Source organism: Sphingomonas sp. Leaf208 (assembly GCF_001421415.1).
Classification (GTDB): domain Bacteria; phylum Pseudomonadota; class Alphaproteobacteria; order Sphingomonadales; family Sphingomonadaceae; genus Sphingomonas.
This window is the reverse complement of sequence record NZ_LMKH01000001.1, coordinates 809,615-832,529: the sequence shown is the minus strand read 5'-3', so window position 1 is coordinate 832,529 and position 22,915 is coordinate 809,615. Positions and strand designations below refer to the sequence as shown.

20 protein-coding genes are annotated in these 22,915 nt (G+C 63.4%); 1 reads left to right on the top strand and 19 read right to left on the bottom strand.

The features are described 5' to 3' along the window. The first annotated feature begins 60 nt into the window (after nucleotides 1-60). Nucleotides 61-1,208 (top strand): IS3 family transposase gene (locus ASE69_RS03585; RefSeq protein WP_156362107.1). Its coding sequence is split into 2 segments (ribosomal slippage): nucleotides 61-319 and nucleotides 319-1,208, totalling 1,149 coding nucleotides; the frame shifts between segments, so codons are not numbered across the junction. Between the two features lie 27 nt (nucleotides 1,209-1,235). Here ASE69_RS03585 and ASE69_RS03580 read toward each other — a convergent pair. The 19 genes from ASE69_RS03580 to ASE69_RS03490 all read right to left on the bottom strand — a co-directional run bounded on the left by ASE69_RS03580 (nucleotide 1,236) and on the right by ASE69_RS03490 (nucleotide 22,906). Further along, nucleotides 1,236-4,334, bottom strand: coding sequence for an FAD-dependent oxidoreductase (locus ASE69_RS03580; protein ID WP_082452792.1), 3,099 nt, complete (start codon nucleotides 4,332-4,334; stop codon nucleotides 1,236-1,238). Between the two features lie 148 nt (nucleotides 4,335-4,482). After that, nucleotides 4,483-4,932 (bottom strand): hypothetical protein, encoded by a 450-nt coding sequence (locus tag ASE69_RS03575; RefSeq protein ID WP_056482807.1) that lies wholly within the window; start codon nucleotides 4,930-4,932, stop codon nucleotides 4,483-4,485. After that, on the bottom strand, nucleotides 4,929-5,444 hold the full coding sequence (locus ASE69_RS03570; RefSeq protein ID WP_056482804.1) for a TIGR02594 family protein: 516 nt from the start codon (nucleotides 5,442-5,444) through the stop codon (nucleotides 4,929-4,931). The genes ASE69_RS03575 and ASE69_RS03570 overlap by 4 nt, the downstream gene beginning before the upstream one ends. 331 nt (nucleotides 5,445-5,775) lie before the next feature. Then, on the bottom strand, nucleotides 5,776-6,072 hold the full coding sequence (locus ASE69_RS03565; protein ID WP_056482801.1) for a hypothetical protein: 297 nt from the start codon (nucleotides 6,070-6,072) through the stop codon (nucleotides 5,776-5,778). Beyond that, nucleotides 6,069-6,557: a hypothetical protein gene (locus ASE69_RS03560; protein WP_056482798.1), complete on the bottom strand. Its 489-nt coding sequence runs from the start codon at nucleotides 6,555-6,557 to the stop codon at nucleotides 6,069-6,071. The genes ASE69_RS03565 and ASE69_RS03560 overlap by 4 nt, the downstream gene beginning before the upstream one ends. Nucleotides 6,558-6,621: 64 nt before the next feature. Continuing rightward, nucleotides 6,622-7,362, bottom strand: a complete 741-nt coding sequence (locus tag ASE69_RS03555; protein ID WP_056482796.1) for a hypothetical protein — start codon at nucleotides 7,360-7,362, stop codon at nucleotides 6,622-6,624. After that, nucleotides 7,347-11,876, bottom strand: coding sequence for a hypothetical protein (locus ASE69_RS03550; RefSeq protein WP_056482793.1), 4,530 nt, complete (start codon nucleotides 11,874-11,876; stop codon nucleotides 7,347-7,349). Before ASE69_RS03550 ends, ASE69_RS03555 begins: the two co-directional genes overlap by 16 nt. Then, complete coding sequence (locus ASE69_RS03545) at nucleotides 11,873-16,690, bottom strand: phage tail length tape measure family protein (RefSeq protein WP_056482790.1); 4,818 nt, start codon at nucleotides 16,688-16,690, stop codon at nucleotides 11,873-11,875. The genes ASE69_RS03550 and ASE69_RS03545 overlap by 4 nt, the downstream gene beginning before the upstream one ends. A 47-nt stretch (nucleotides 16,691-16,737) precedes the next feature. Continuing rightward, entirely contained in the window at nucleotides 16,738-17,031 is a 294-nt protein-coding gene (locus ASE69_RS22725) for a hypothetical protein (RefSeq protein ID WP_082452791.1), read from the bottom strand. A 137-nt stretch (nucleotides 17,032-17,168) separates the two neighbouring features. Beyond that, nucleotides 17,169-17,588: a hypothetical protein gene (locus ASE69_RS03535; RefSeq protein ID WP_056482784.1), complete on the bottom strand. Its 420-nt coding sequence runs from the start codon at nucleotides 17,586-17,588 to the stop codon at nucleotides 17,169-17,171. 110 nt (nucleotides 17,589-17,698) lie between these two features. Further along, nucleotides 17,699-18,151, bottom strand: a complete 453-nt coding sequence (locus ASE69_RS03530; RefSeq protein WP_056482781.1) for a hypothetical protein — start codon at nucleotides 18,149-18,151, stop codon at nucleotides 17,699-17,701. A 68-nt stretch (nucleotides 18,152-18,219) separates the two neighbouring features. Next, nucleotides 18,220-18,429 carry a hypothetical protein gene (locus ASE69_RS03525; RefSeq protein WP_056482778.1) on the bottom strand — a complete coding sequence of 70 codons (210 nt, stop codon included), beginning with the start codon at nucleotides 18,427-18,429 and terminating at the stop codon, nucleotides 18,220-18,222. 12 nt (nucleotides 18,430-18,441) lie between these two features. Next, nucleotides 18,442-18,849, bottom strand: a complete 408-nt coding sequence (locus ASE69_RS03520) for a hypothetical protein (protein ID WP_056482775.1) — start codon at nucleotides 18,847-18,849, stop codon at nucleotides 18,442-18,444. Beyond that, nucleotides 18,849-19,370, bottom strand: coding sequence for an HK97 gp10 family phage protein (locus ASE69_RS03515; protein WP_056482772.1), 522 nt, complete (start codon nucleotides 19,368-19,370; stop codon nucleotides 18,849-18,851). The genes ASE69_RS03520 and ASE69_RS03515 overlap by 1 nt, the downstream gene beginning before the upstream one ends. Nucleotides 19,371-19,396: 26 nt before the next feature. Beyond that, the gene (locus ASE69_RS03510; protein WP_056482769.1) at nucleotides 19,397-19,744 is read right to left on the bottom strand and encodes a head-tail adaptor protein; all 348 of its coding nucleotides are present in this window, start codon (nucleotides 19,742-19,744) and stop codon (nucleotides 19,397-19,399) included. Further along, the gene (locus tag ASE69_RS03505) at nucleotides 19,741-20,304 is read right to left on the bottom strand and encodes a head-tail connector protein (RefSeq protein WP_156362106.1); all 564 of its coding nucleotides are present in this window, start codon (nucleotides 20,302-20,304) and stop codon (nucleotides 19,741-19,743) included. The genes ASE69_RS03510 and ASE69_RS03505 overlap by 4 nt, the downstream gene beginning before the upstream one ends. Continuing rightward, nucleotides 20,304-21,236, bottom strand: coding sequence for a collagen-like protein (locus ASE69_RS03500; protein ID WP_056482763.1), 933 nt, complete (start codon nucleotides 21,234-21,236; stop codon nucleotides 20,304-20,306). Before ASE69_RS03500 ends, ASE69_RS03505 begins: the two co-directional genes overlap by 1 nt. Beyond that, nucleotides 21,233-22,594 (bottom strand): phage portal protein, encoded by a 1,362-nt coding sequence (locus ASE69_RS03495; RefSeq protein ID WP_056482760.1) that lies wholly within the window; start codon nucleotides 22,592-22,594, stop codon nucleotides 21,233-21,235. The genes ASE69_RS03500 and ASE69_RS03495 overlap by 4 nt, the downstream gene beginning before the upstream one ends. A 21-nt stretch (nucleotides 22,595-22,615) precedes the next feature. Beyond that, the gene (locus tag ASE69_RS03490; protein WP_056482756.1) at nucleotides 22,616-22,906 is read right to left on the bottom strand and encodes a hypothetical protein; all 291 of its coding nucleotides are present in this window, start codon (nucleotides 22,904-22,906) and stop codon (nucleotides 22,616-22,618) included. Nucleotides 22,907-22,915 lie beyond the last annotated feature (9 nt).

Sequence of the window (22,915 nt, the reverse complement as noted above, 5' to 3'; positions counted from 1 at the left end):
TGAGCTGCTGCCGGTTTCGTGGACACCGAGATAAGGTGTTTTCGGAACCGGAGGGTGTAAATGCAACGACGGAAGTTCAGCCGAGAGTTCAAACTCGAGGCGGTGAAGTTGGTCCGCGATCGGGGCGTGGCGGTGGCACAGGCCGCCCGCGACCTGGGCCTGCACGAGAACGTGCTGCGCAAATGGGTCCGCGAAGCGGAAGCTGATCCCCAGTCAGCGTTTCCAGGCAACGGTCAGATGAAGCCCGAACAGCAGGAGATTGAGCGGCTGCGCCGCGAGCTGGCCCGGATGAAGGCYGAGCGTGACATCCTAAAAAAAGCCGCGGCCTACTTTGCCAGGGACTCGATATGAAGTTCGGGTTCATCGCAAAGCATCGAGGGATCTGGCCGGTGTCGTGGCTTTGCGGGGCGCTCGATGTCTCGCGCAGTGGTTTCCACGCCTGGCTCGTGCGGGCGGCAAGTGCCCGGTCGCGCAGCGATGAAGAGTATGCGGGGAAGATCCGCGCCAGCTTCATCTCCAGCTACCGCACGTATGGTGCGCGTCGGGTCTGGCACGATCTCTTGGCCGAAGGCCTTTCATGTGGCCTGCATCGTGTCGAGCGGCTGATGCGCCTGCACGGGTTGATGGCACGCCCGCGTCGTCGGGGTCTTCCCAAGGACGATGGTGTGCGTTCGGTGATCGCGAGCAATCTACTCGATCGGCAGTTCAGCGCCGACGCGCCGAACCAAAAGTGGGTAGCCGACTTCACCTACATCTGGACCGCCGAAGGGTGGCTGTATGCTGCCGCGGTGATCGATCTGTTCTCGCGGAGGGTGGTCGGCTGGTCGATGAGCGACACGATGACAGCGCAGCTCGTCACCGATGCGCTGGTCATGGCGATCTGGCGGCGCGGCAAGCCCGATGCGCTGCTGCATCACTCCGACCAGGGCAGCCAATATACCAGCGAGAAGTTCCAGCGACTGATGGCCGACAATGGCGTCACCTGCTCGATGAGCCGGTCCGGCAATGTCTGGGACAACGCTGCGATGGAGAGCTTCTTCTCCTCGTTGAAGACCGAATTTATCGCGCGCAAAACCTACCGCACGCGCAATCAGGCAAGGCAGGACGTGTTCGATTACATCGAACGCTTCTATAATCCCAGGCGCMGGCACTCGACCTTGGGCTATCTCAGCCCCATGGACTTCGAGAAGCAGGCTCATGTAGCCTAACTTGGTGTCCATGGGACCGGCAGCAGCTCAACCTACTGCATCGCTGGCGAGGAAGAATGCCCCACCAACGCCGCCGCGCATACGGAACCGCTCGCGCAGATACATCTGGTTCGGGAAGCCCAGGCGACCGGTCAGCGGACTTGGATCAAGATGGCTGTCGACCGGCAGGACGTCGGCCGCCATGTTCGCCGCGAGAGTCGAGGCGTACCGCGTATCGCCCGAATACATCGTGTCGTAATAGAACCCCAGGATGTTATCGCGTATCTTGTTCGAGATCGAAACAAGCTTGTCGCGGTCGAGCCCAGCGTTCGCGATGATGTTACCCGAGTCCGAAAAGTCGGTCGAGAACGCATTCGTGTTGTGGTCGAACTGGTTATTCACGCCCGGCAATGCTGTTTGCAGCATGAACCACGAGCTCGTCTGCGAGTAAGCGGTCTGCACACTCATGCGCTTGGGCAACTCGTAGTTTGCCGGATCATAGCCAGGGGGCGGCGAGCCCTGTGGCATGATCTGCGACCAGTTCCAGCCGTTGACTGCAGACCCACCAGCCGTGAACCGGTAATTGGACATCTGTACTTGATCGTCAGCCTGACCGACTGTCTTGTCGGTTGGCATGATGCCCTTGAGCGGGAAAATAACTCCCGACGATGGGTCGCCGGGGGTCTTCCACGGGTCAACCGTCATGCCCTGCGGGCGACCATCACCTCGCGTCGTGTTAGAGGTTGTACCGCTCCAACCGCCAAGCGATTCCAAGCCGCTGCCCGAGGCTTCGCGGCCGTAGGTAAGCGGCAGGCCGAGCGCGAGGCCGGCATTACCTTCGTAAGAGCAGTCGATGTAGCGCTTGCAGGTGAACGTCCGACCGTCCAGGGTCTTGACGGTGTACGTCGTCCCGGCGCCAGTCCCGTTCTTGGTGACGGCGATGACGCCACCCGTAGCATAAGCGGTGACACTGCGACCTTGCGGACGAGAGCCATCCAGCATCTGCCGACAGATGACGTTGAAAGACCGTGGACGCAGTTGGAAAGCAGCGCCTGATCCGGCAGCAGTAACCGCACCGTCAACTGCGCGAGCGCGCGTGACCATCCAGCGAGCGAGACCGCCGAACGCCACGGTATCCTTGACGTCGGTGTACCCCAGTCCATTCGCGGTGACGCCGCCGAAGTCGGAAGTGGTGAAGTCGTTAAAGGCGCCGACGAACGCACACGACTTACCGCGGCTCACGACGCGGTACGAAGCTGCGCAACCAAATGCGGTCCAGCCGTTAACAACCACGTCGACGTCGACCTGTGCGGGCAGGAAGCCCGGACCGCGGATATCGACATCGCCCCACTGAATCGAGTCGACCAGATCCTTATACGCCGCCCAATCCTCTTGCATTTGGGTCATGCTAAGTGCTCGACCGATCACACCGCCTAGGAACCCCTTGGCCGTTGAGGCCGGGGTCGCGAGGCCGTTCATCTCGAGGAACGTGATGGGCTGGGTGAACGACGTCATCGTCTGCGCGGCATTGGTCACCGTTGCAGCTAAGGTCGGTCCGCTCCAGCCTTCGATCTGCGTGGCGTTGCGACGCTGTACCGTAGCCATCTTGTTTGCAGACCACGATGCCGTAGCGCCCATCGTGTTAGATGCCGCACCCATTGCCTTCGCGGCCATAGTGCCGCCGCCCGACTTCATGGCGAACGCAATACCGTAACCCGTTGTCGGATCTTGTGCGCCGCACTCGAAATTGGTCGATCCCGAGCCGGTGAAGAATCCACCGAGACGGACGTCGTTGACCGGCAAATCCTTCAACTGAATACCGGTGTTCAGCCGGTTGCCAGGGGTTGCGGTGAAGGTAGTGGCACCGGATGGGGAGCTATTATAGCCGTTGGTCAATGTGTTCGGATCGATGGCGTTCACGCCAGCGCGAGGATCGACAAAGCTAGGCGATCCTTCGACAACCAGATCGTTGACGCCGGGGTTCTTGATGTTGATTAGCGAAGCCGCCGGGGAGTCAGGGATCGGAATGTAACGGGCAATATCGAGCGCCCAGATACCCGCCGCCTTGCTGCGCTGGATATAGCGATTGATAGTGCGCTTGCGGCCGGTCGTCGGGGTGTATCCCTTGGCAGCATAGGCGCTGAACAACGTCGCGGCTTCGGGCTCGTAAGAGAACGTCGAGAGCGTGCCTGCCGTTGGCGTCGGCCCGGCGACTGCCGAAGGCGTACTGCCCGGTGTCGACGTGACGTCATCGTTCGTAACCGTGATCGTCTTGCTAGTGGTCGCAGACGAGTATCCGTCCAAGACGGCATTGATCACGATCGTCTCGTCGCTCTCAACCCCGGTGTCCCCGTTGATTGTGAGGTCGAAGCTCAGGGAAGTCTGGCCGTCTGCGATCGTGCCGCTTACCGGTCCGGCCACGTAGTCGGTGCCGCTCGTAGCCGTCCCAGAATAGGACAGGGAGACCGTGAGCGGACCAGTGACACCGTTGCGGGTGACGTTGATCACGTTGCTGACGATCTTCGTGCCGCTGTCACCCTCGGCGACCGACGCAGTAGGAGCAGCGAACGCAATGCTCGGCGTACCGGCGACGGCAGCGACCGTGACCGCAGTCGACGACGCCACTACGTTGCCGGTGCCGGTATTCTCGAAGACAAGCGACCCGGCCGAGGCTGGCACGACAGTCGTGCCGCTGCCGATCGAAGTGCCGTTAAGAAGCCAGCGCCGGCTGAGGATTGACCCGCCGTTGCTCATGGCGCCGTCGATGCCGCTGAACGTACCGCCAACATTGCCGCCCTGGGGCGAAATCGAGGGGTTCGACGTGAACGCGGGGACGGCAGCCGACACAATGGTCACGACGTTGCCGCGCGGGCTGAACGTCGCACCGGCTAGCGTTTCGGTAAGGCCGTTATTCGTCGAGCCCGCCGAGCCCGAGCCGTTATAACTATAGGTCCGCGCCGCGCTGTTCACCGTCAGGCCAGACACGGTGCTGACGATCGCCGACCCGGTCGTGGCGTTTAGGATCGTACCCGACGACGGCACGCCAGCGATTAACGCTCCGGAAAGAACGAGGTCGCCAAGAGCGGGGACGTAGGGCGTAGCATTGCCGGAGCCGCGGCCACCGCGGGTTGTGATCGGATAAGACATGGGGTGTCGTTCCTCTTGAAGGTCGGTGAAGTCAGGTTTGGTTGGTCAGCGAGGCCAAGCGTCGACAGCGAGTTGTCGGCGCACGTCGCAGAGGGCGACGTCGGCTCGAGCGTCTCGGATCGTGCCTTCAGCGTCGGACGAGTTGGAACTACCGTCGGGCTGCCGGCGCACTGGCGTTACCGTGCAGGGCTTGGTCGCCTCCGCTGGCACTGGTGGGATCACCGGAGAATAGCTCAGCGTCGAGCGCGTCGATCCCGCGCACGCGGTCAGCAGGAAGGCAGGCAGCACGGCCAGCATCAGTTTGCGCATAGGTCCTCACAGTGTCGGTGGAGCGAAGGATGATCGGTTCACGATCGACGAGCCGGCTGGCGAATGTCGTCAGGGCGGTGCTCTGCTGGCTGGCAAACCGCTGCTCGGCTTCGGCTCGGAGCTTGTCGGCTTTGGCGATCTCAGTGGTCCACGCGGCGCGCTCGGCCTTCAACGTCGCCGTGCGGTCGTCGAGTTTTCCACGTGTTATCCACAGGGCTATGCACAGGCCGAGCATCGGAAAGGCCCACCAGAACCGGCGCAGAAGGGCGAAGCCCGCCGCCCAGGTCATGCTTCGTTCGAAGAAGAGGGGACGCCCGCGATCGCGGTCATCATCTTCGGCTTCCCGATGACGGTCCGCCCGATCGGCCAGCGCCGCGCGACGCAGCGGGACTTCTCGAGCCGCATGATGCTAACCCGGTCGCCCTGGTTGCCGCCGAGGACGTGGTAGCTCGTCTTATCCTCGCCGACGTAGAAGCCGACATGACCGCCACCGGGACGCTCGAAAACGAGGACTGCGCCGGGCGCTAGGTGATCAGCCGGGAGGGGAGCGCCCCACGTTGCCCAGGCCTTCGCGCGCACCGCGATCGGTGCGGCCGGAACGCCATCTTCGGCAAGGCACGTCGCAACGAACAGGCCGCACCACGGCACGCTGTCCGCGTTGTAGACCATGCCCAGCACCTTCGTGCCGAGCTTCTTAGCCCATCCCATGATGGTCGGGCTGTTCGCCGTGCCCGCTGCTTCACGCGTGCCGAGTTTTGCCCGCGCAGCCGAAAGCCACGCCGGTTCTAGTGCCGTCGCCATTTTCTTTCTCCGATGTGAAGCTTTTTTGTCGTCAGCCCGTTCAAGCGCGGCTGAGTGTTCGGATCGCACCTGACCTCAGTCGGCCCGTTCCGTTCTTGATCCGTCGGGGCGGGCCGTTACCTCGAGGAACAAGCCCCTTTTGGCGCGATAGTATTTGCCGGGCTTGCTTGGCAGTGGCCTGGTCGGCCCGCTTCGTGTTTTCTCTTGGCTATCGAGGCGGGCCGTTACGGGGCGTGGAACCAAATCAACGTCGGGCGTTTTTCCCCCTGCTGTGGTCGTCCTCCGACCACGGTCGGCCCGCTCTCGCCACCCCGTTAGAGCGGGCCGTTACTCAGTCACCCTTGGTCAGCTGGGACGCCACGTTGCGCGCGATTAGGAGGACGAAGCGCATTGTTCCGAAGCCAATCCATCCGGCGCTGGTGCCGGTAACGAGGATCGACCAAGTCGGCCAGCCGAAGTGCAATGCTGCGGCGCCGGCCATCGAGCCGAAGGCGGGTAGAAGTGAACACATGACGAAGATGTCGCGCCAAGTGACAGGCTTGCCGGTTTCGATCTTCTGTCCGACACGGAGCATCTGACCAGCGAAAACGGCAAATGCGGATAGGGCGTAGGCCTGCCAGTCTTTCACAGTGTCACCACCCCGATGCCGATGCCTGTGGCGATCAGCGCGCCAGAGACGAGAAAACTAGCCGTGCGGCGTTGTGCGGTCGCAGCTTGGACGAACGACATTCCTGTGACCGACATCACCGCAGCTGCGGCGTCGGTTGCGATGTCGTAGGACTTCCATGTCTCGGGATAGCGCGACACCAGCTGCGCAGCGTCGCCGGACGATCCAAAGAAATAGCTAAGCCCGATCAGCACTGACCCAGCGAACAGAAGCGTCCCAGACCACGGCGTCGTGATCGCACGATTGAGGTCTAGATGAAGTATGTCGACTGCTCGAACGAACCGGATTTTGCACGTTCGTTTGTCGATTTCTTTGCAGCGAGCAAGGCGCCAACCTGCGATCCCGATGGGCACCAGCCAGCCCCCGGCCGCCGCGGCGAACCGAAGTCCGAAGAGCATCATGGTCCAGATCGCGACGACACTGATGATATGGCCGAGCGGGGTCATGTCGCGACCGCCTGGGCCGCGAAGCTTGTATTGCTCATGGTCTGTCCTTGGGTTGCGACGGCCGTCAGGCCGACCAGTTCCAGTTGATGGCGGCATACGCCGCGCGCTTGGCCGCGATCGTCGTTGCGGCCTTGATCGCCGCTACACCTGCCTGCTCGATCGCCTCGATGCGCGCAGCCTCGGCGTTCGCCGCGTCCGATCCTGCCGCGAACCGTGCGATTGCGGCAGCAGGGTTTGGCTCGCCACGGAATGCCGCCTCGGCGAGAGCGAAGCGGAACTTCCGCTTTTGCTTGATCACCGGCAGACCGAGGAAGGCGGTCAGCGACGTCGCGATGCTGCTGCCAAGATCGTTCCAGTTGTCGACCTCGGACTGCTTCAGCGAATAGACCGTCTTCTTCGAGCCACCCGGAGACATCACCAGCATTCGCCGGCGCTCACCTTCGGTCTTGGTCTGATCGATTAGCGTTGCGTCGACCTCTGCCGGCGTTTGGATCGTCAAGGTCCGCTCGCCACGGTACTTACCCACGGCGCGTAACCGCCAGGTGCCCGGCGCGGTCGGCAGGACGAACCCGGTGACCGGCACTGCATCATTCGTGCTGACGAAAGCGTCCGAGGGGACTTTCGCCCAGTCAATCGTCACCCGTGGCTTTACCGCGGGGCCGTCGACATAGTTTGCGTTGATATCCGGCGCGATTGGAAGGGCGATCGATGCATAACCGGGATAGTTAGGCGGCTCGCTCGTCGACTGCCCGCAGATCGCACCCGTCCTGGTTTCATAGGTCAGGTACATCAGATCGCTACCCATGTGACTTTGAGATTGATGCCAGTCAGGGTGTAGGTGGCGGCAACGTAGCGTTGGACGTTGTCACCATCGTCAATCGTTTCGTTGCGCGTCCCCATGCGCACCGAGGCGGTGAACGTCGGCACGAAGTCGGTGCTTGCGAGAACAGGATCCGACGAGTTGGGCCGCGGTGTATAGGCGTTGCCCTGCCCATCGGCGCAAAAGACAGCGAGCCCACCCCCATCCGAGACGTAGTAAATCGTGATGGGCCGCCCGCGCGGGTCCGTACCACCATAGGCAGCTTGCCCTTCGTTCGTAGTGAGGGCGAACGAATACTCGTAGATGAACCGCCCCACTGGTGGGATCTGTGTGAGCGACAATGACCACGGCACGGTAATGACCTGCCCGGCGCTTGGCGTGATGTAGCCCGACCACGTAGCGGTGCCCTCGCGCGACATGCTGGTCCTGTCGAACTTGCGGGCGGTGATCGTGCCATTGACCGTCAGGTCGCCATCGATCTGGCCGTTGCCGGTAAGCGTCCAGGCGCCGCCATATTGATCAGACCACAGGCTTAGCGCCGCGCGACCGTTGCCGGCATCCGCAACGATGCGAACGTACGCCGAGGCCTTGCCTTGCAGATTGACGATCGCGCCCGCCTGCTGCGTCACCGAGGCAACTGTGCCGTTATACTCGGCGCGCAGCTGCGACAGTGTCGATGCGACCGCACCGGCCTTGGCGTCGGCGATGGCAGTGGCGCGATCTTCAATGCGGGCACTGAGAGACGTGACCGTGCTGCCGTTGACGGTATCAATGCGCCCGTTGACGGTGTCGAGGTCGCCGCGGAGAGTGCTAGGGGCGCGCTCATTCAACTGCGCCTCGAGCGTCGCCGTTCGGCTTGCCGCGGCGTACCGGTTCGGCAGGTCGGCAATGACGTCTTCGCTCGACTTGATCCGCGCGTTCACGTTCGTATCGACCTGCGTCAGCCGATTGTTAACGTCGTCGGTGAAGCTGTTGAGCGCGCTAGGGGCCTGCCGCGACATCTGAGCTTCCAGCGAGCTCGTACGCCCGACATAGCCCTGCTGATCGTTGGAAAGGCTGGTGATGCGCTGGTCGTATCCGCTGAGCGTCAGGTTGACGCCGTCGAACCGCGTCGAGACGGTAGTCGAGAGATCCGCCACCGCTTGGTTGGCATTTGCCGACGACGTTGCCACCTGGTCGACGCGGGCGTTCGTGTTCGCATCGCGCCCTTGATAGTCGGCGGTGACGCTGTCGATCCGCTGCCCCAGCGCCTGGTCGGCATTGGCAAGGGTGGTGATGCTCGTCGATACGCGCGCATCGGTGGCAATCTGGACCGCCCGACCGCTACCCGGTGACCAGTCGTTCCATCCGTTCTGCCCCTGACGAGCTCCCCCAATGTACGGCCGCCAGAACCAGGCGTAGCTGTTACCCTGCCCGTCGTAGGTGTCCCCCTTTCGCATCAGCATTAAAGCCGCGACGGCGTTCGCAGGCGCCTGAACGGCTACCAAACCAGAGCGCTTATAAAGCGTCGGATCGTTCGCAAGTTTCTCTGTCGAACTATTGAGGTTGCCGGGGGCAAAGGCGAAAATCACACCGTCTGTGCCGATCCAGCCAAGAAAGATTTGCGTGTCGGCGCGATGAGAAGCGCACATCGCCGAGAACTGGATGAAGGAGCCGGGCACGACAGCGACGACGGGAGAAACCCAGTCGGCGTAATAAGCATCACCACCGGTGGGCTCGCCCTGAACGATCGAAAGTACGCTCTCGCCAACAGGATGATACGGAGCGCCGGCAGCGTTGATCAGGTAACTCGGGCGGGGCGAGACGTTGAAGCTTTCGCTCCACCCGTCCGAAGTGACGAAGTCGGTGTTGCTCAGCAGGTTGCCGCCGCCAGACGTGAAGCCGCTCTGCACTTCGCTGATACGCTGCCCAATGGCTTCGTCGGCGTTCGCCAAAGCGGTCGCCGTATCGGTGATCCGCGTGTTCGTTGCGGAATCACGGCCCTGGTAGTCAGCAGTGACACTGTCCATCCGCCGTCCGATCGCCTGATCGGCATCGGCCAGCGTTGTCGCGACCGAACTGACGAGGGCACGCGTCGCCGACAGGATGCCGCGATCGTTGCCCGCGCTGTACGGTGCCCAGGTAGTCGTGCCCGGGCGGACCTCAGTAACGAACGGACGGGAGAACCACGCATAGCCGTCAACCTCGACGTCGTACGATCGCAAGACGATCGTGGCTCGAACCGCACCGTCGGGAACGACGGTCTCCTTCAGCCCTGTCTGGTCCCACTGGTTGAGGTCTTGGCCGCCGGCGTTGATGCGGGCACCGGGATTTTCGCCACCGTAACCAATCGTTGCATTCTCTGAATTGAGGAAGAAAACAGAGACCCACGCACGGCAGCGATGCGACGCGGTGAACACGTAGAACTGTAGGCTCGACCCGGGCCGAACGGCGAAGGGGCTGCTTTGGGCTTCGCTGCACAATCCCGCGCCGGCTGCAGTACGATGCAGCACAAGGTTGTTCTCGACGCCGCCGATCATGAACGGCACGCCGGCCCCGTTCAAACCGACTTCGGACGCTAGCCCTGAGTTGTATGTGAGCAGCCAGCCGTCCAGCGTGCTGAGGCTGCTATTCGGCACGAGGTTGCCGCCCGAGGTACTTGCACGGGACTCGATCTCGGTTGCGCGTCGGGCGATGGCCTCGTCTGCGCTCGCAAGCGCCTGCGCGGTATCGGTGATCCGAGCATTCGTGGCGGTGTCGAGATCCTGATATGACGTGACGACCCGGTCGATCCGTTCGGCCAGCGCACGGTCTCCGTCGGCCCGCACCGTCTCCGCCTGCTCGATAAGGGCGCGCACGTTCGTGTCGTCGTAGCCGTTACCTTCGACGATCAGCGCATCGATGCGCTGCGACAGCTGCTCGTCTTTGCCCTGCGCGCGCGAGATCTCCGCGTTCAGATCCGTCACGGCCTGATCAAGCGTAGCCTGCGCAGCCGTCACCCGGCCATTGGCCGCGACAATCTGCGCATTGGCCTCGGCGACCGCTGCTGCGGCCTCCCCGGCTGCTGCCGTGATCCGGGCGTCGGCCTGCGCGACCGCGGCGTTGACCGCCGGGATCGTTACCTTTTCGAGCTCGTCGAGCGACTTGAGCAGATCGGTTGCGGGCTTACCGCCAACCGCGTTCGTATCCTTGGACGTGTTGTCGCTGGTGACGTCCGCGTTGTCCGTCGGCTTGGTGCCGGTCGGGTCTGTGACGTCAGGCCATGCGACCGACCCGCCCGATGAGAACGGCACGACGGGGGCCGCCTTGCTCAGTCCCTCAATGGTCAGCGACAGCTTGCTGACATTGACGCCGACCTCGATCGAGAAGTCCTTGAAGAACCCGTACACCGTGAGGCTGTCGAGACCGGCTCGACCGATCCACAGCGATGGCCGCGCGCGAACTGCGGCAAGGCGGTTGGCAACAACGTCGACCGCATCGGTGCGGATAAGCGCCTTGGCAGCCATCCGCTTCGACCACGCACGCTGCACAACGGTCACGTCACCGAAGTCGTCGACCACCTTGCGGCTGAAGTCGGTGATACCCGCCGTTGGCGACGCTTCGGTGATCCCCAGGCTGCGCAACCGGCCGATCAACAGCGTACCGACGGACACCTGAACGGTCCCGGCGATCGTGACCGTCACCCGGCCGGTGACCAGCGGGAGATCGAGAAAGGTTATGGCGCCGGCCGCTACATCCGTGGTGCGATCGTAGCCGTCCGCCTGGACGCGAACCGCGGCACCGGTGACGTCGAGCAGCGCGACTGCATCGGCGCCGGTGACGTCGAGCGCTACCGTGATCGTGTCGGCCGCGCTCGTAACCGAGCCGAGCGCCTGGTCGAACATCGCCCAGCGATTCGTCGGGCCGACATCGAGCCACTTGCCCGACACGCCTGCCGGATCGTTCCCGACGTTCGCGTTCGCCGCACTCTCGTAGACGCGATGCGTCGCCGCTTTAACGACGCGGGTACCGGTGGCGTACGTCGCGCTGGCCGCCCACTCGGGATAATCGTCTTCGGTAACACTGCTGTTCGCCAGCGCCGCACCGTCGATCGTCACCGGCTGAATCAGTCGCAGCGTCGAGGTCGCGCCGATCGGCGCCGGATCGCTGCCGTCGTCGGGAGCCGTAGTCGTCTCGGCAAGCCCCTCGACCGTCAGCGTGCAATAGCTGACCGGCGGAACGGCGTGGTCGAGATCGAAGTCCTTGTAGAACCCGCGCACCGACAGCCAATCGAGCCGATCGCTTGCCACCCAGAGTGCCGACGTCGCGCGCAGATCGGCGAGCCGCTGCTGCAACGCACTGACGCCGTCGAACGGCAGCGCCAGCTTCACCGACAACCGGCGCGAGAAGCCGCGCTCGACGACCGTCGTGACGCCGAAGTCATCGGTGACGCGTCGGCTAAAGTCGGTGATGCCGATCGACGGCGTTGCCTCGGTCTCGCCGAGGTCGAACAACGTGCCGTTGTCGAGAACGACCCTCATGCTGCGGCCACGATCGCGATAGCATCACCGCCGCTCTGCGACGTGACATCGTCGAGCTTCTTCGCCATGCGTGCCGTGTTCCCGGCCGTGGCGGAATGCCCGGCATTATTGTCAGCGCGCATCTGGGCGATCTCGTCACGGAGTTGAGCAATAGGATCTCGGGCATCGTTCGCGACCGTCGGCGCCGGTGCGACCGCGCTTGCCGCGACCGCTGCCGCGGCTACCGTTCCTGCGCTTGTCAGCAGGTTGCCCTTGGCAATCGCAGCGATCACGGCGCTGGTCTGTTCGAGGCTGGCCGCGGTCTGCGACTGGACCCGGTCGAGTTCCTGCCGACTGGTAGCGTTGTCGCCGGCCAGCTTCAGCAGCGCTTGACTGAGACCCGGCAGCAGCTTGGCTGCGTCCTGATCACCGCCGCGCGCCGCATTCGTCGCCGCGTTGAACTCGCCCATCGCCGTAGCGAACGTCGTGCCGCCCGCGCCGTCGGACAGGCCGCGGATGCGCTTGATCTCTGCATCGATGCTGTCGCCAACGCTCGACCATGCGTAGCTCAGCTGCTTGGCTGCGCTCGCTGCTGCCTGGGCGTCCTGAATCGCCCAGACCTGCTGCTGAAGCATGCGGTTACTGACATCGACCTTGGCGAGATCGAGCGCGCGGATCGCGGCGGTGTCGCCGTTGAGCTCAAGCATCTTGCGTTCAAGATCCTGCCGCTCGGCGAGGATGTCGGCCGCGCTCTTGGCACCGTCCATCGCCGACTTGAGATCGGCGAATGCGGGCGCGAGTTGCAGGAGCGTGGCATAGGTCGACTGGCCGGCCGACGTGGTGAGGTTCTGCGCGTCGACGAGCTGACGGAAGCCAGCGAGCGTTTCAGGTATCGCCATCCCGAGGCTATCGAACACCTTGGCGAACTGGGCGGTCTTCGCCGCAGCCTGCTCTTCCTTGCTGTAGAATGTCTGAAAGTATGCATCAGCCGCGCTGTTGAAGTCGCTGACGCTGTCGAACTGATCCGCCAGGCCAAGCTTGGCGTCGATCCCAAGGCCCCGCGCCGAACCGCCCAGCAGATCGAGCGATGCACTGACGGCCTCGACGGTCGAAGCGACACGGACCAGCGTCTCGAAAGCACCCTCGCCGACCTTCTGGAACCGCTCGAAGCCGGGGAAGGCTGCTAGCGCCATCTTATCGGCTGCCGCACCGAACACGGCCGATAGCTTCTCTTGGATCTCGTCGCCGGTGAGGCCTTGAAGGTCGATCTTACCGATGTCGACGATGAAGCCGCTCAACCGGCGCTGGATCTCGGCGGTGGACTCGCCGAGCGGGCCAGCGGCTGCCGCAATGGCGCCGTTGAAGTTCTTGAGGATCAGCGTGAACTGATTTTCGAGGCCTGCATCGGCGCCCGTATACTGGGTAGCATACTTCGTGCTGGTCGTGATGCCGAACAGCTTCTTCTTTTTCTGAACATCCGAATAGTAGGACGCATCGAAGCCCCCGTTCAGGATCGAGTCGAGCGACTGCGGCCCACCCGATAGGCCACTGCCGACGACCTTCGTCTTGGTGCCGAACAGCGAGGCGAGCGCACCGCCGAACACGGGGACGATCGCCTTCAACACGGAGCCGACAGCGTTCGTCTTGAAGCCCTCGCTGACACCGCCCGACGCGTTGACGTCACCGGCGCGCACGATCAGCGACGCGACGCCGCCAATCTGGCTATCGATCGAACGCAGCAACCCAGCCATTTCGCGCGACGAGGTCAGCATGAGCGTATCGACATTCTTTAGGTCGTCGATCGCGCGCTTGATGCTTTCCGACTTGGCCTCGGTATCACCGAGCACGGTTCCGGTGCCGTCATTGGCCTTCGGCAGCGTGTTCTTGCCGCCGCCAAAGCCGCCAGCGACCGCGATGCCGGCACCAACCAGCGCCGCAGCCGTGGCGGCCATGGCTGCGAGGTTCGCCGGGAAGGGCAGCTTCGATTGGTTGGCGACGCCTTCCGCACCCGCAGCTGCTGCACGCGCGCCGCTGTTCGTGATCGACGTGATCGTCTCGATGGCATCCTGCGCGATCGAGCGGATCGACATGGCGAACTCGACGGCGCGGAACACCTTCTCAGCGGTCGCCATTGCCTTGTAACCGTCCGAGCCTTCCTTAAAGAACCCCTTCGCCGCGTGCGTCATGTCGCCGTACAGCCCGACCTGCGCGGTCGCGTTCTTTGTCGCGAAGAGCCCGTTTTCGCGTTTGATGGACGCGTCACGCTGCTCGGCGTTCGTGTTCTGGTTCAGGATGATCAGCTGCTGCTTGTGCGCGGCGCCGACGCGTTCCTGCTGCGCCGCGAAGGAGGCGTAGATCGAAACGGTATCGCCGATCGCGCGGCCTACCTCGCCGAACGCATCAGCCATCCCCTGCGCAGCGTTAGAAACGTTCGTCGCGATCTGGTCGAGCAGGTCGCCCTGGTAGCTCAGACTGTCGTTGAGAGCGTCAGCGCGAAGCTTCGATTGCAATTCGAGCCCGGAGATCTCGACCTGCTTGGCGATATAGTCCCGCTGGTTTGCCAGGGCGCCGGGGAACATGACCTCCGCCTCGCGGGTGGCACGCGTTGTCGCAAGTGCTGCAGTACGGGCAGCGTCGGTCGCACCGATAAGCGAAAGCTCTTCGCGCAGATCGGCCAGCCGATCATTGGCTGCGCTGTCCGCCGCGACAAACCGCGCACCCATCGCGGACGCATCGAGATCGGCCTGCGCGCTGCGCTGATCGTCGAGCGCCTTCGTGGCCTTTTCGACCTCGGTCTTCAGTCCACGCTGCTGTGCCGCTTCGAGGGCGAAGAGCAGTGGTAGCTCAGCTAAGCGCTGCTGCATCAACTCATTCGCGTGCGATGCCGAGACGTTACCAGCGGCAACCTCGCCGTTGACCATCGTCTGGATGCGCGCCTGATCGCGCATCGTCGCCGAACCCTTCTCGGAGTCCGAGACACGTTGAGCGATCGACAATCGAACCTGCCGATCGACCGACGCCTCAATATCGGCCCGCTTGCGGATCGCTGCACTCTCCGCCTTGACGCGCGCCTCGGCGATCAATGCCGCGGCACCAGATACGCCATAGGCCTCCGCCAATTTGTAGAGGTTGCGGATCTGCGCTTCAGTCGCTTCGGCATCCCGCGCCAGCGACGCCGCATGCTGATCGGTCTTAGGCTTCGGCTCGTTATTGAAGCCGATCGTCTTGGCGTTGCGCTCCCGAGCGTTCTTGATCGCTTCGGTCCGCACACGGCCGCCCAGCTTCGTCAGATACTTGTCCGCGATGTCGTATTGCGCGCCAAAGGTCTTCTCGATCAGTTTCGGATCGCCCTGACCGATCAGCATCTTGCCGATGCCGAGCACGCCGCCCTTCTCGACCTCCCCAAGGTATGCCTTCATGCCCGCGACGCCGGCATACAGACCCGCGAGCGCCTGCCGGCCATAGGAGGTCAGATCGTCGAGGACGCTCTTCACGTCCTTGCCCATCGTCTTCATGTCGCCGACGAAGACCGCAGCGACGTCCTTGCCGACCACAGTGAAGAGCGCTGACGACGTGTCCGCCCAGGTGATCGTCGCGTCCTTAAGCTTGAAGAGCTCCTGCTTCGTGGCGTCGGCACCGCCGGTGATCTTGCCGAGCCCGCTGGTCAGCTGCTCGTTCTTGACGCCTTCGTTGATCCACCGGTTGAACAGCGCAAAGCCAGCGCCGGCAGCGGCCAGACCGATCAACAGCAGCGAAAAGCGGAGTGCCAAAGCGCCAAGCTCTTTGCCGAACCCGCGCAGACCACCTTCTGCCATCATACCGACCTGGACAATCTGAAAGCCCTGCTGAATGAAGACCGTCATCGGCTTCTGCCCGGTGAGCAGCCCCTGCGTGATGTCCGGCAGCTGGAGGGCAACCGTCTGCAAGGCAAACCCGCTCTTGCGCGCAGAACCCGCCATCATGTCGTGCCGCTGGGCAGCAGACTCCGCACGGTCGCCGAGCATCTTCTCGGCCAAGCCAAGCTCTGCTGCCGACGCACCGGCGGCGGTCATAACCCGACGCGCCTCGGCGATCTCGCGGTTCAGCCGTTCCTGAGCGGTAGCAGCCGGGTCGACCATCGCGCGCAACTGCGCAAGCGACGCGGCATCGCGTTCGGCTGCCGCGTCCTGCTCGCGCATCGCCGAGACTCCACGCCGCGCGGCTGCTTCGAACTGATCATGTGCAAATGCAGCCGATCGCAGAGCCTGTTCCTGCTGCGCTGCCGACGCCGCTACCTTGCGGCCGGCCTCTTCTTCGGCCTCGGCGACCGAGTCTGCTGCAAACTTACGCTGGCGGGCAGCAGCGAGCAGGCGATCGGCGAGGTCGGTGTTGCCTTGCTGGTTCGCTGAGAGCGCGATGGCCTCGATCTTGGCCGCACGCATCTCTTCCTTGGTTTTACCCAGCGCCATCGCTTCACGCTCAAGCGTCCGGATCAAAGCTTCGCCCGCGGTCGCGGTTAGCGTCTTCTCACGGGCAAGCGCACGGGCCTCACGACTGGCCGCTGCACCGGTGACGCTGATGGCGGCAGAGAGCCCTCCGACGCTCGAAACGATCGTTTCGGCCGTCTGTCGGACGGAGGTTAGTTCACCTTTCGCCGCAGCACTAAACGCCGCTACCTCGCGGGTCGCCCCACCTAGTTTCATCATGCCGCCAGTAGCGACCTCGACCTTGCGCATCTCGTCGAGCACCTTGATCGTGCCGCTATCAAAGAACTGATAGAACCGCTGGAGCTCGCTGAACGCACCCTGTGTGTCGATCGCGAAACCGGCGGAAAGCATGCCGTCATCTTCGTCCATGATGCGTCCTTTCCACCGGTTTTCAGATTGCGGGATTGGCCGACGGGTCAGCCGAGTACGGAGTCCAGGATCGCGACCTCGGCCGCCTTTTCCGCTTCGGTCACCGCACCGCGCCACGGGGACGGGCAGGTTTCCTCTTCGCTGTCTCGGCTCTGACCGACATAGGCTAGCGACAACGCCCGAATGATCCGGGCTTCCCATGGCGACAGCCGGATGCAGGTGTTCGCCTGCCACGCGGCGATCTCAGTCCAGCTAAGCGGCGTGGCTGACATGCCGTTCGATCCGGTCATGCCGATCTCGGTCCATCGCTCGATCAGATGCGGCAGGGGAAGTGGCGGCATCTGCACCGGAATGCGGTCACGCTTGAGCGTGTCGAGCCGTGACGGGGCTGTTGCCAGATTGAACGCAGCGGCTCGCGGCGTCCCTGCCGGCGGGCGCGGCGTGGCGTTCAGCCACGCCAGTCGCTTCGCGTAGAGGATTAGGGCGTTGCTGGCGCGCCCTTGAAGTTTCCCCAGTCAGCCAGCGCCTTGCTCACCTGGTTGGCGATGAAGCCAAGGCTACGGTTGCCGTACACTGCGAGAGCGAGGGCGCGACCGGTCTTGTCGGCGAGCGTCAGGTTCTCGAACTCGACGGTAGCATCAGCGAGGTCTTCGGCCGTCTGGGCGAGGCGCTCTTCCGCGCTCATCGCTGTGCGCTTGCCATCGTTGTCGTCGAGGCGCTTGAGGACGCGCTGCGTCTGCTTGGTTTCGATCTGGGCATAAGCCTCGCTGCCGGGGCTATGCAGAATGACGCGAACCGGCCGACGATCGGCACCCTCGCCGCTATACATGAGAACGCCATTGGCATCCTTGAGATGCAGCGGGGCGGTGTCGGCGATTGCCTGCGTGAGAATGTCCATGGTGTATTACCTCGCGGGTATGATGGGTGCATCAACCTGCTCCGCACCCGCGACAGCGAGAGCAGGTTGATGCGTAGAGAAGCCGGCGTCGCGGGCGCCGTAACCTTGAGTCAGGCTGCCGCCACGTCCTTGATGACGACGGTGTTGATCTCGATCGCCGGTGCGGCGGTAATGATCGAGTTCGCGGCACCGATCGTCTCGGGGAAGCCGAAGACGCGTGCCTGGAAGTATCGAAGCGTGCCGTCTGGCTTGGTGATACGGACAGCATAGAGGTCGAGGCTCGTCGGCAGCGAGGCGACCTGGATCAATGCCTGCCCGGCGTCAGCGTCGTCGACCTTCATGGTCGGGCTCAGCTGGCCGTAGTTGGTCGGGCCCTTATACTTCTCAACAGGGCCATCGAGCGGCGTGAACGTGACGACTTCGGTCGACGCGCCGAAGCCGCCGATCGATTCAACGCCGCCGACCGTGGTGTAGGTCAGCGCCTTGTAGGCGGTGGCAGTCTGGGCAGAGGGGACGCCCGCGGAAATGGCGAGTTTCGAACCCGCCGCAGTCGTGGAACTCATGATGGTATTCTCCAGTCAGCGAGCCGGCGGTGCCGGCGGGTCAGTCCTGTCGCGGGCAGGAAAGAAGATTAACCGAGGACGGCGTCGAGCGCGGCCTTCTCGGCTTCAGCGGGTGGCACTGGCTTCTCGTGCGAGACGAGGCCTGCGGCGACGTAGTTGGCGATCACGCCATCTTCCGCGTCGCTGATCTCGGTGCCGCGCTCGAAGAAACGGGTCGTGCCCGCATCCTTGAAGTCGCGCGTCGCATAGAGGGTCTTCTTGTCGTTCTTGGCTGCCATGATCGTTCTCCTTCAGGCTGGTGCGTCGTACGAGACGTAGAAATCTTGGTTGCGTTCGAAGCTGTTGCCGGGGCCGTTCAGTTCGGGGCCTGCGCCGGCGGTCAGCACGGATATGTCGCGCGCATCGTCCAGCGCGGCGATCACGAGCCCGGCGCGGCCGGCAGAGCGCAGCAGCCCCATGATCGTCTTGCGGTCGCGGTAACTGGCCGCGCGCACGGTGACCGAGATCCGCTCCGTCGTTCGGACCATGGCTTCCAGCGCCAGCGATTGCCGGTCGACGATGCTGAGCGATCGGACGAGCAGAACGGGCAACCCCTCGTCATCGGCGAGACGTCCGCCCTTGATCGCCTCAGGGCGAATGACGGCGGTCAGGGCTACGTTCTTGCGCAGCACGTCGCCCATGATCCCTGCACCGTCCATCAGACTTCCCCGTCGGTGGTAGGCGTGGAGCGCTTCACGCGGGTGGTGATGTATTCCTGCGCCGTTTGAATGGCGTCTCGCGCCTTCACGTCGCGCGCCGTCCGCAACCAGGGCTCGGCGCTTGTGCCAGGGTGAAACACAGTCGCGCCGACCGGCTTGCCGTTGATGACGAGCGTTGCGCCGGGGCCAGACCGGCCTTCCTTCGCAGCGTCCGTGTCGAGCTTGTTGACCCGGGCAGCGGTCCGGCCTTCGGCGAAGTTCGGGTCGACGCTGATGAAGTGGGCGCTGGTGCCGTACTCCAGCCATGTACCGAGCGAGCGAGCCCAGCCTTCTTTGACGGCGATCTTGACCGTTATCCGTTCGTCGACTTCCTTTGATCGCCCGATGATGACGCCTTCGCGAACCGCATCGGATGCGACCCGTTGCTTCGCATCGTCAGCGATCACCGTCGCACCCGCGCGGGCGGCACCGCGCAAAATCTTCCTGATCTTGTCAGGGACCTCGTTCCGACGGCGCTGCATACCCTCGCGCCCTTTCAGAATAGGCATCAGGCGCCGTTGCCGGCCGCACTGTACTCCTCGACCATGAACTCAAGCCCCTCGCGAAATCCAAGTTCGGCGGGACCTGAAATGATTTGCATGATGCGCTCGCCTTCGACGAACCGCATGGCGGCAGTGATGCCGGTACGGTGGTGCATCCTGACACGAGCGGGTCGAGCCGAGACGTTCATTCCATCGGCAAGGTTCTCAGCCCGGCTTGGCAACACGTCCTGAACGCTCGCCCAGACATCTGCCACGAGCTCCCACGATCCGGACCCCGCGCCGTCAAACTCCGTGTCCGCAACCGGCTTCTCGATCCGTAGCCGGCGATTGAGAGAACCCGGGTCGACGATCATCGAAACACCTGGAAGGGGCCTAACAGCGCCTCTACCGTCGTCGACATTGGAACGGACGTCGCGGACAACCCGACAGCGACCGTGCCACGGTTACGGAACAGGTCCGTCGCCATCATCATGATCGCGACCTTGATCGATGGCGGCACGGTTTCGTAACCGGCACGATAGCGAACCCGAACGGCGTCGCGACGGGCCGATGCGGTTTCCCACGACCAGGCGCCAGTGATCGGGTGCAGCGTGCCATCGACCAATTCAACGCCGTCGACCGAAGCCTCCTGCAGCACGCCGTCAAGATCGAGATAGGATAGGCTGACGATATCAATGACCGGGGGGCAGGGGAGTGCAACGCATCGGCTGCGAGCCGCCTCGAACCTGATCTCTAACGTTTGGACGCCGATACAACGCTGCAGCCATCCGGTCGGACCATCGATGTGAGAGGTTGCCGCAGCGACGTAGGCCTCGACCAGCGGCTTTCGTATATCATCGGCTTCAAGCGCCAGCTGCGGTGCCATGTCCTCCCACGTGACGACTGGCTTGGGGGGCTCAATAATCGTGATCATCAGACGCTCCGAATCGCGTCAGCGAGGTCGTACAGATCTACGGTAACGGCTTCGCCGTCGTCTCGCGCGAGCGTGAGTTGCATCGACGAGCCATCCGCCTTGCCGGCGATGATAGCCGGGCCGGGAGCACCGGCCTTACCGATCGGCCCCTGCTCGCCGCGGTCACCGCGCTTGCCGCGTTGCGCCGACAACATCCAGCCGTCGCCTGGCAGCGCACCGGGGTTGTCTGTCTTGGCCCGCCACTCGGAACCATTGAAACTGACGACGTCGAGCGCACGATAGAGCCCGGTCTCGTCATAAAGTCCGCGGGCTTCACCGGCGTAGGCATCTCTGCCGTCAACGCCGTTCGCGCCGTCTTTTCCGTCGATGCCGGGAGCACCATCGGTACCGTTCGTGCCGTCTTTTCCATCAACGCCATCGCGGCCTGGAGCGCCGTCAACGCCATCGGTACCGTGTTTCCCGTCTGCGCCATCGCGGCCGGGTGCGCCGTCATTGCCGTTTGCACCATCAATGCCATCGCGTCCGGGTGCGCCATCGACACCGTTCTGACCGTCAATCCCGTCCTTGGCTTCCCCGTCGCGACCATCAACACCGTCACGTCCGTCGTTGCCATTTGTGCCGGGCGCGCCGTCTGCGCCATCTTTCCCGTCGACACCATCGCGTCCATGCGTTCCGTCAGTGCCATTCTGGCCGTCGACTCCGTCTCGAACGGTTGCGAGGCGCTCATTCACTTGCCGGGTGAGGTCTGCGAGCGCGGCGCGCTCCTCGACAATCCAGGCGCGATGCTCGGCCATTATAGCTCGATGCTCGGACGCCCGGAGCGTTTCCGCCTGTTCCGCCTCGCGCAGCAGTCGCGTTGCCAAGCCGTGAAAGTGGTCGCGCAGGACCGGTGTAACACCGGCCATGATTGCGGTGAGATCACGTTCGATCATGCCGCCTCCACCGGCCAGTGGCGCTGCACGGAAGCCATGATTGACGCGGATACCTCGTCGCTACTCATTTCCGGCTCCTCGTTGGTCGTCTCTGCCGGGGCTGTGGGCGCTGGTGCAGGGGGCGGGCTCTTCGCCATCTGGGCAGCGACGCTAAGCGGGATGTCCTGCTGTTGGACCCATGGCTCTTCCCCGCCTGCAACCGGCGCCAGCTCGAAATCGGCGCGTGCTACATTACGGTCAAAGATTCCCGCCTTCACGCCAGTGGCCCAACCTTCAACCCGCTGCGCAAACGCAGAGCGAAGCAGCGCGCTAGTGTCGAACTCAACATATTCTTCGGGCTGCCCGGAGAGGCGAAAGAGCAAGCCTATCGCTTCTTCGATGTGATTAAGGATGAAGCCGAGCCCGCCAGCGCGCCACGAATGCATTAGGGCCTCAGTGGAGGCAAAAGGTGTGTCGCCGGTCCCGAGAACCTGGAGGGGAACGCGAAAGACATGCGCAATCGCCTGATCGGAAAGCTTGAGGATGGCTGCAAGTTCGGCGTCTTTCGCCGACGAGCCGATTGGCTTGGGGCCAAGGCCAGCGGTGAGGATCGGCGTGCCGCCGGTGTTCATGCCCTTGGACTGATCGTCCCAAAGCGTTCGAAGCTGCTGGACTTGTTCGGGCGTAAGCTTTTGGTCGGTCGTCAGCACGAACGAGGGGCGCGACTGATTCAGAAAGAACGTAATTTGGCTCGTCAGCGCTGCGTTGCCGGCTGCGAGTTGCAGAGCCGCTGCTGCCATTGGCGTTTCGCCGACCAACGGGTGGCGAGGGGTATGTAACTTGAGGTGAAGCACGTCGCGGGCCGGAACGACAATCTGCGTCCCGTAGCGAGCATCGACGATTGGGTTGCCGCCCATGTGATAGAAAATGCTGCCGTCATATGCGATCTGCGGCCCTGACATTGCCGAGCTCATCAGATGCAATTCAATCGGCTCGAACCGGTTATTGCGGACGACGAGCGCATAGGCGTTGCCGTCATCCAGCAGGAAACGCACCGCGTTCAGCAGAAAATCCGAGATCGACTGATAGTCGTTTGGATAGCGCAGGATCCGCGTCAGCGCGGACGTGGTCACGCGCTCGCGGCCCTTCTCGGGACTAGAGCGCCAGTGGTTGCCGGGGCACATCGCGGTGGTCTGCGCGTACGCCGAGACACATGCCTCGACCATCGACGAGCGACCTTCCCGCGAGATGTCCATGCCCATCTGCCACCAGTTGACCGGCGCATCCGCTGCGCGCCCACCACCGATGGAAATAACCTGGGAGGGTCCCTCTGCCGACTTCGTCGTCGTGTCGCCGAAGCCGAAGAACGACTTCACCATGGAGAGGGACCCAGCCACGTATTATTCCGCCGAGGTCGACTTTGCCCCGCGGCCCGCGCGGCTCGCGCGGGTGCGGTACTCGGCAGCGTTACCGCCTTCGAGCGAGCGCTCTTCGGGGGCGCCGTGATCTTCCTTGCTGTCGAGCTCGTCGAGCGTCGGCGTGCTGATCTTGGCGGAGTCCACTTCGAACTGCGTTGGCGTCGGCTGGACGTTGTCCATCCGTTCCATCGCGGCTTTGTTCTGCGCTTCGAGGTCCTTGCGGGACTGCTCAAGCAATTCTGCGGTGGTCGGCATCTGCTCGTCCTTCTTCAAGAGGGACCG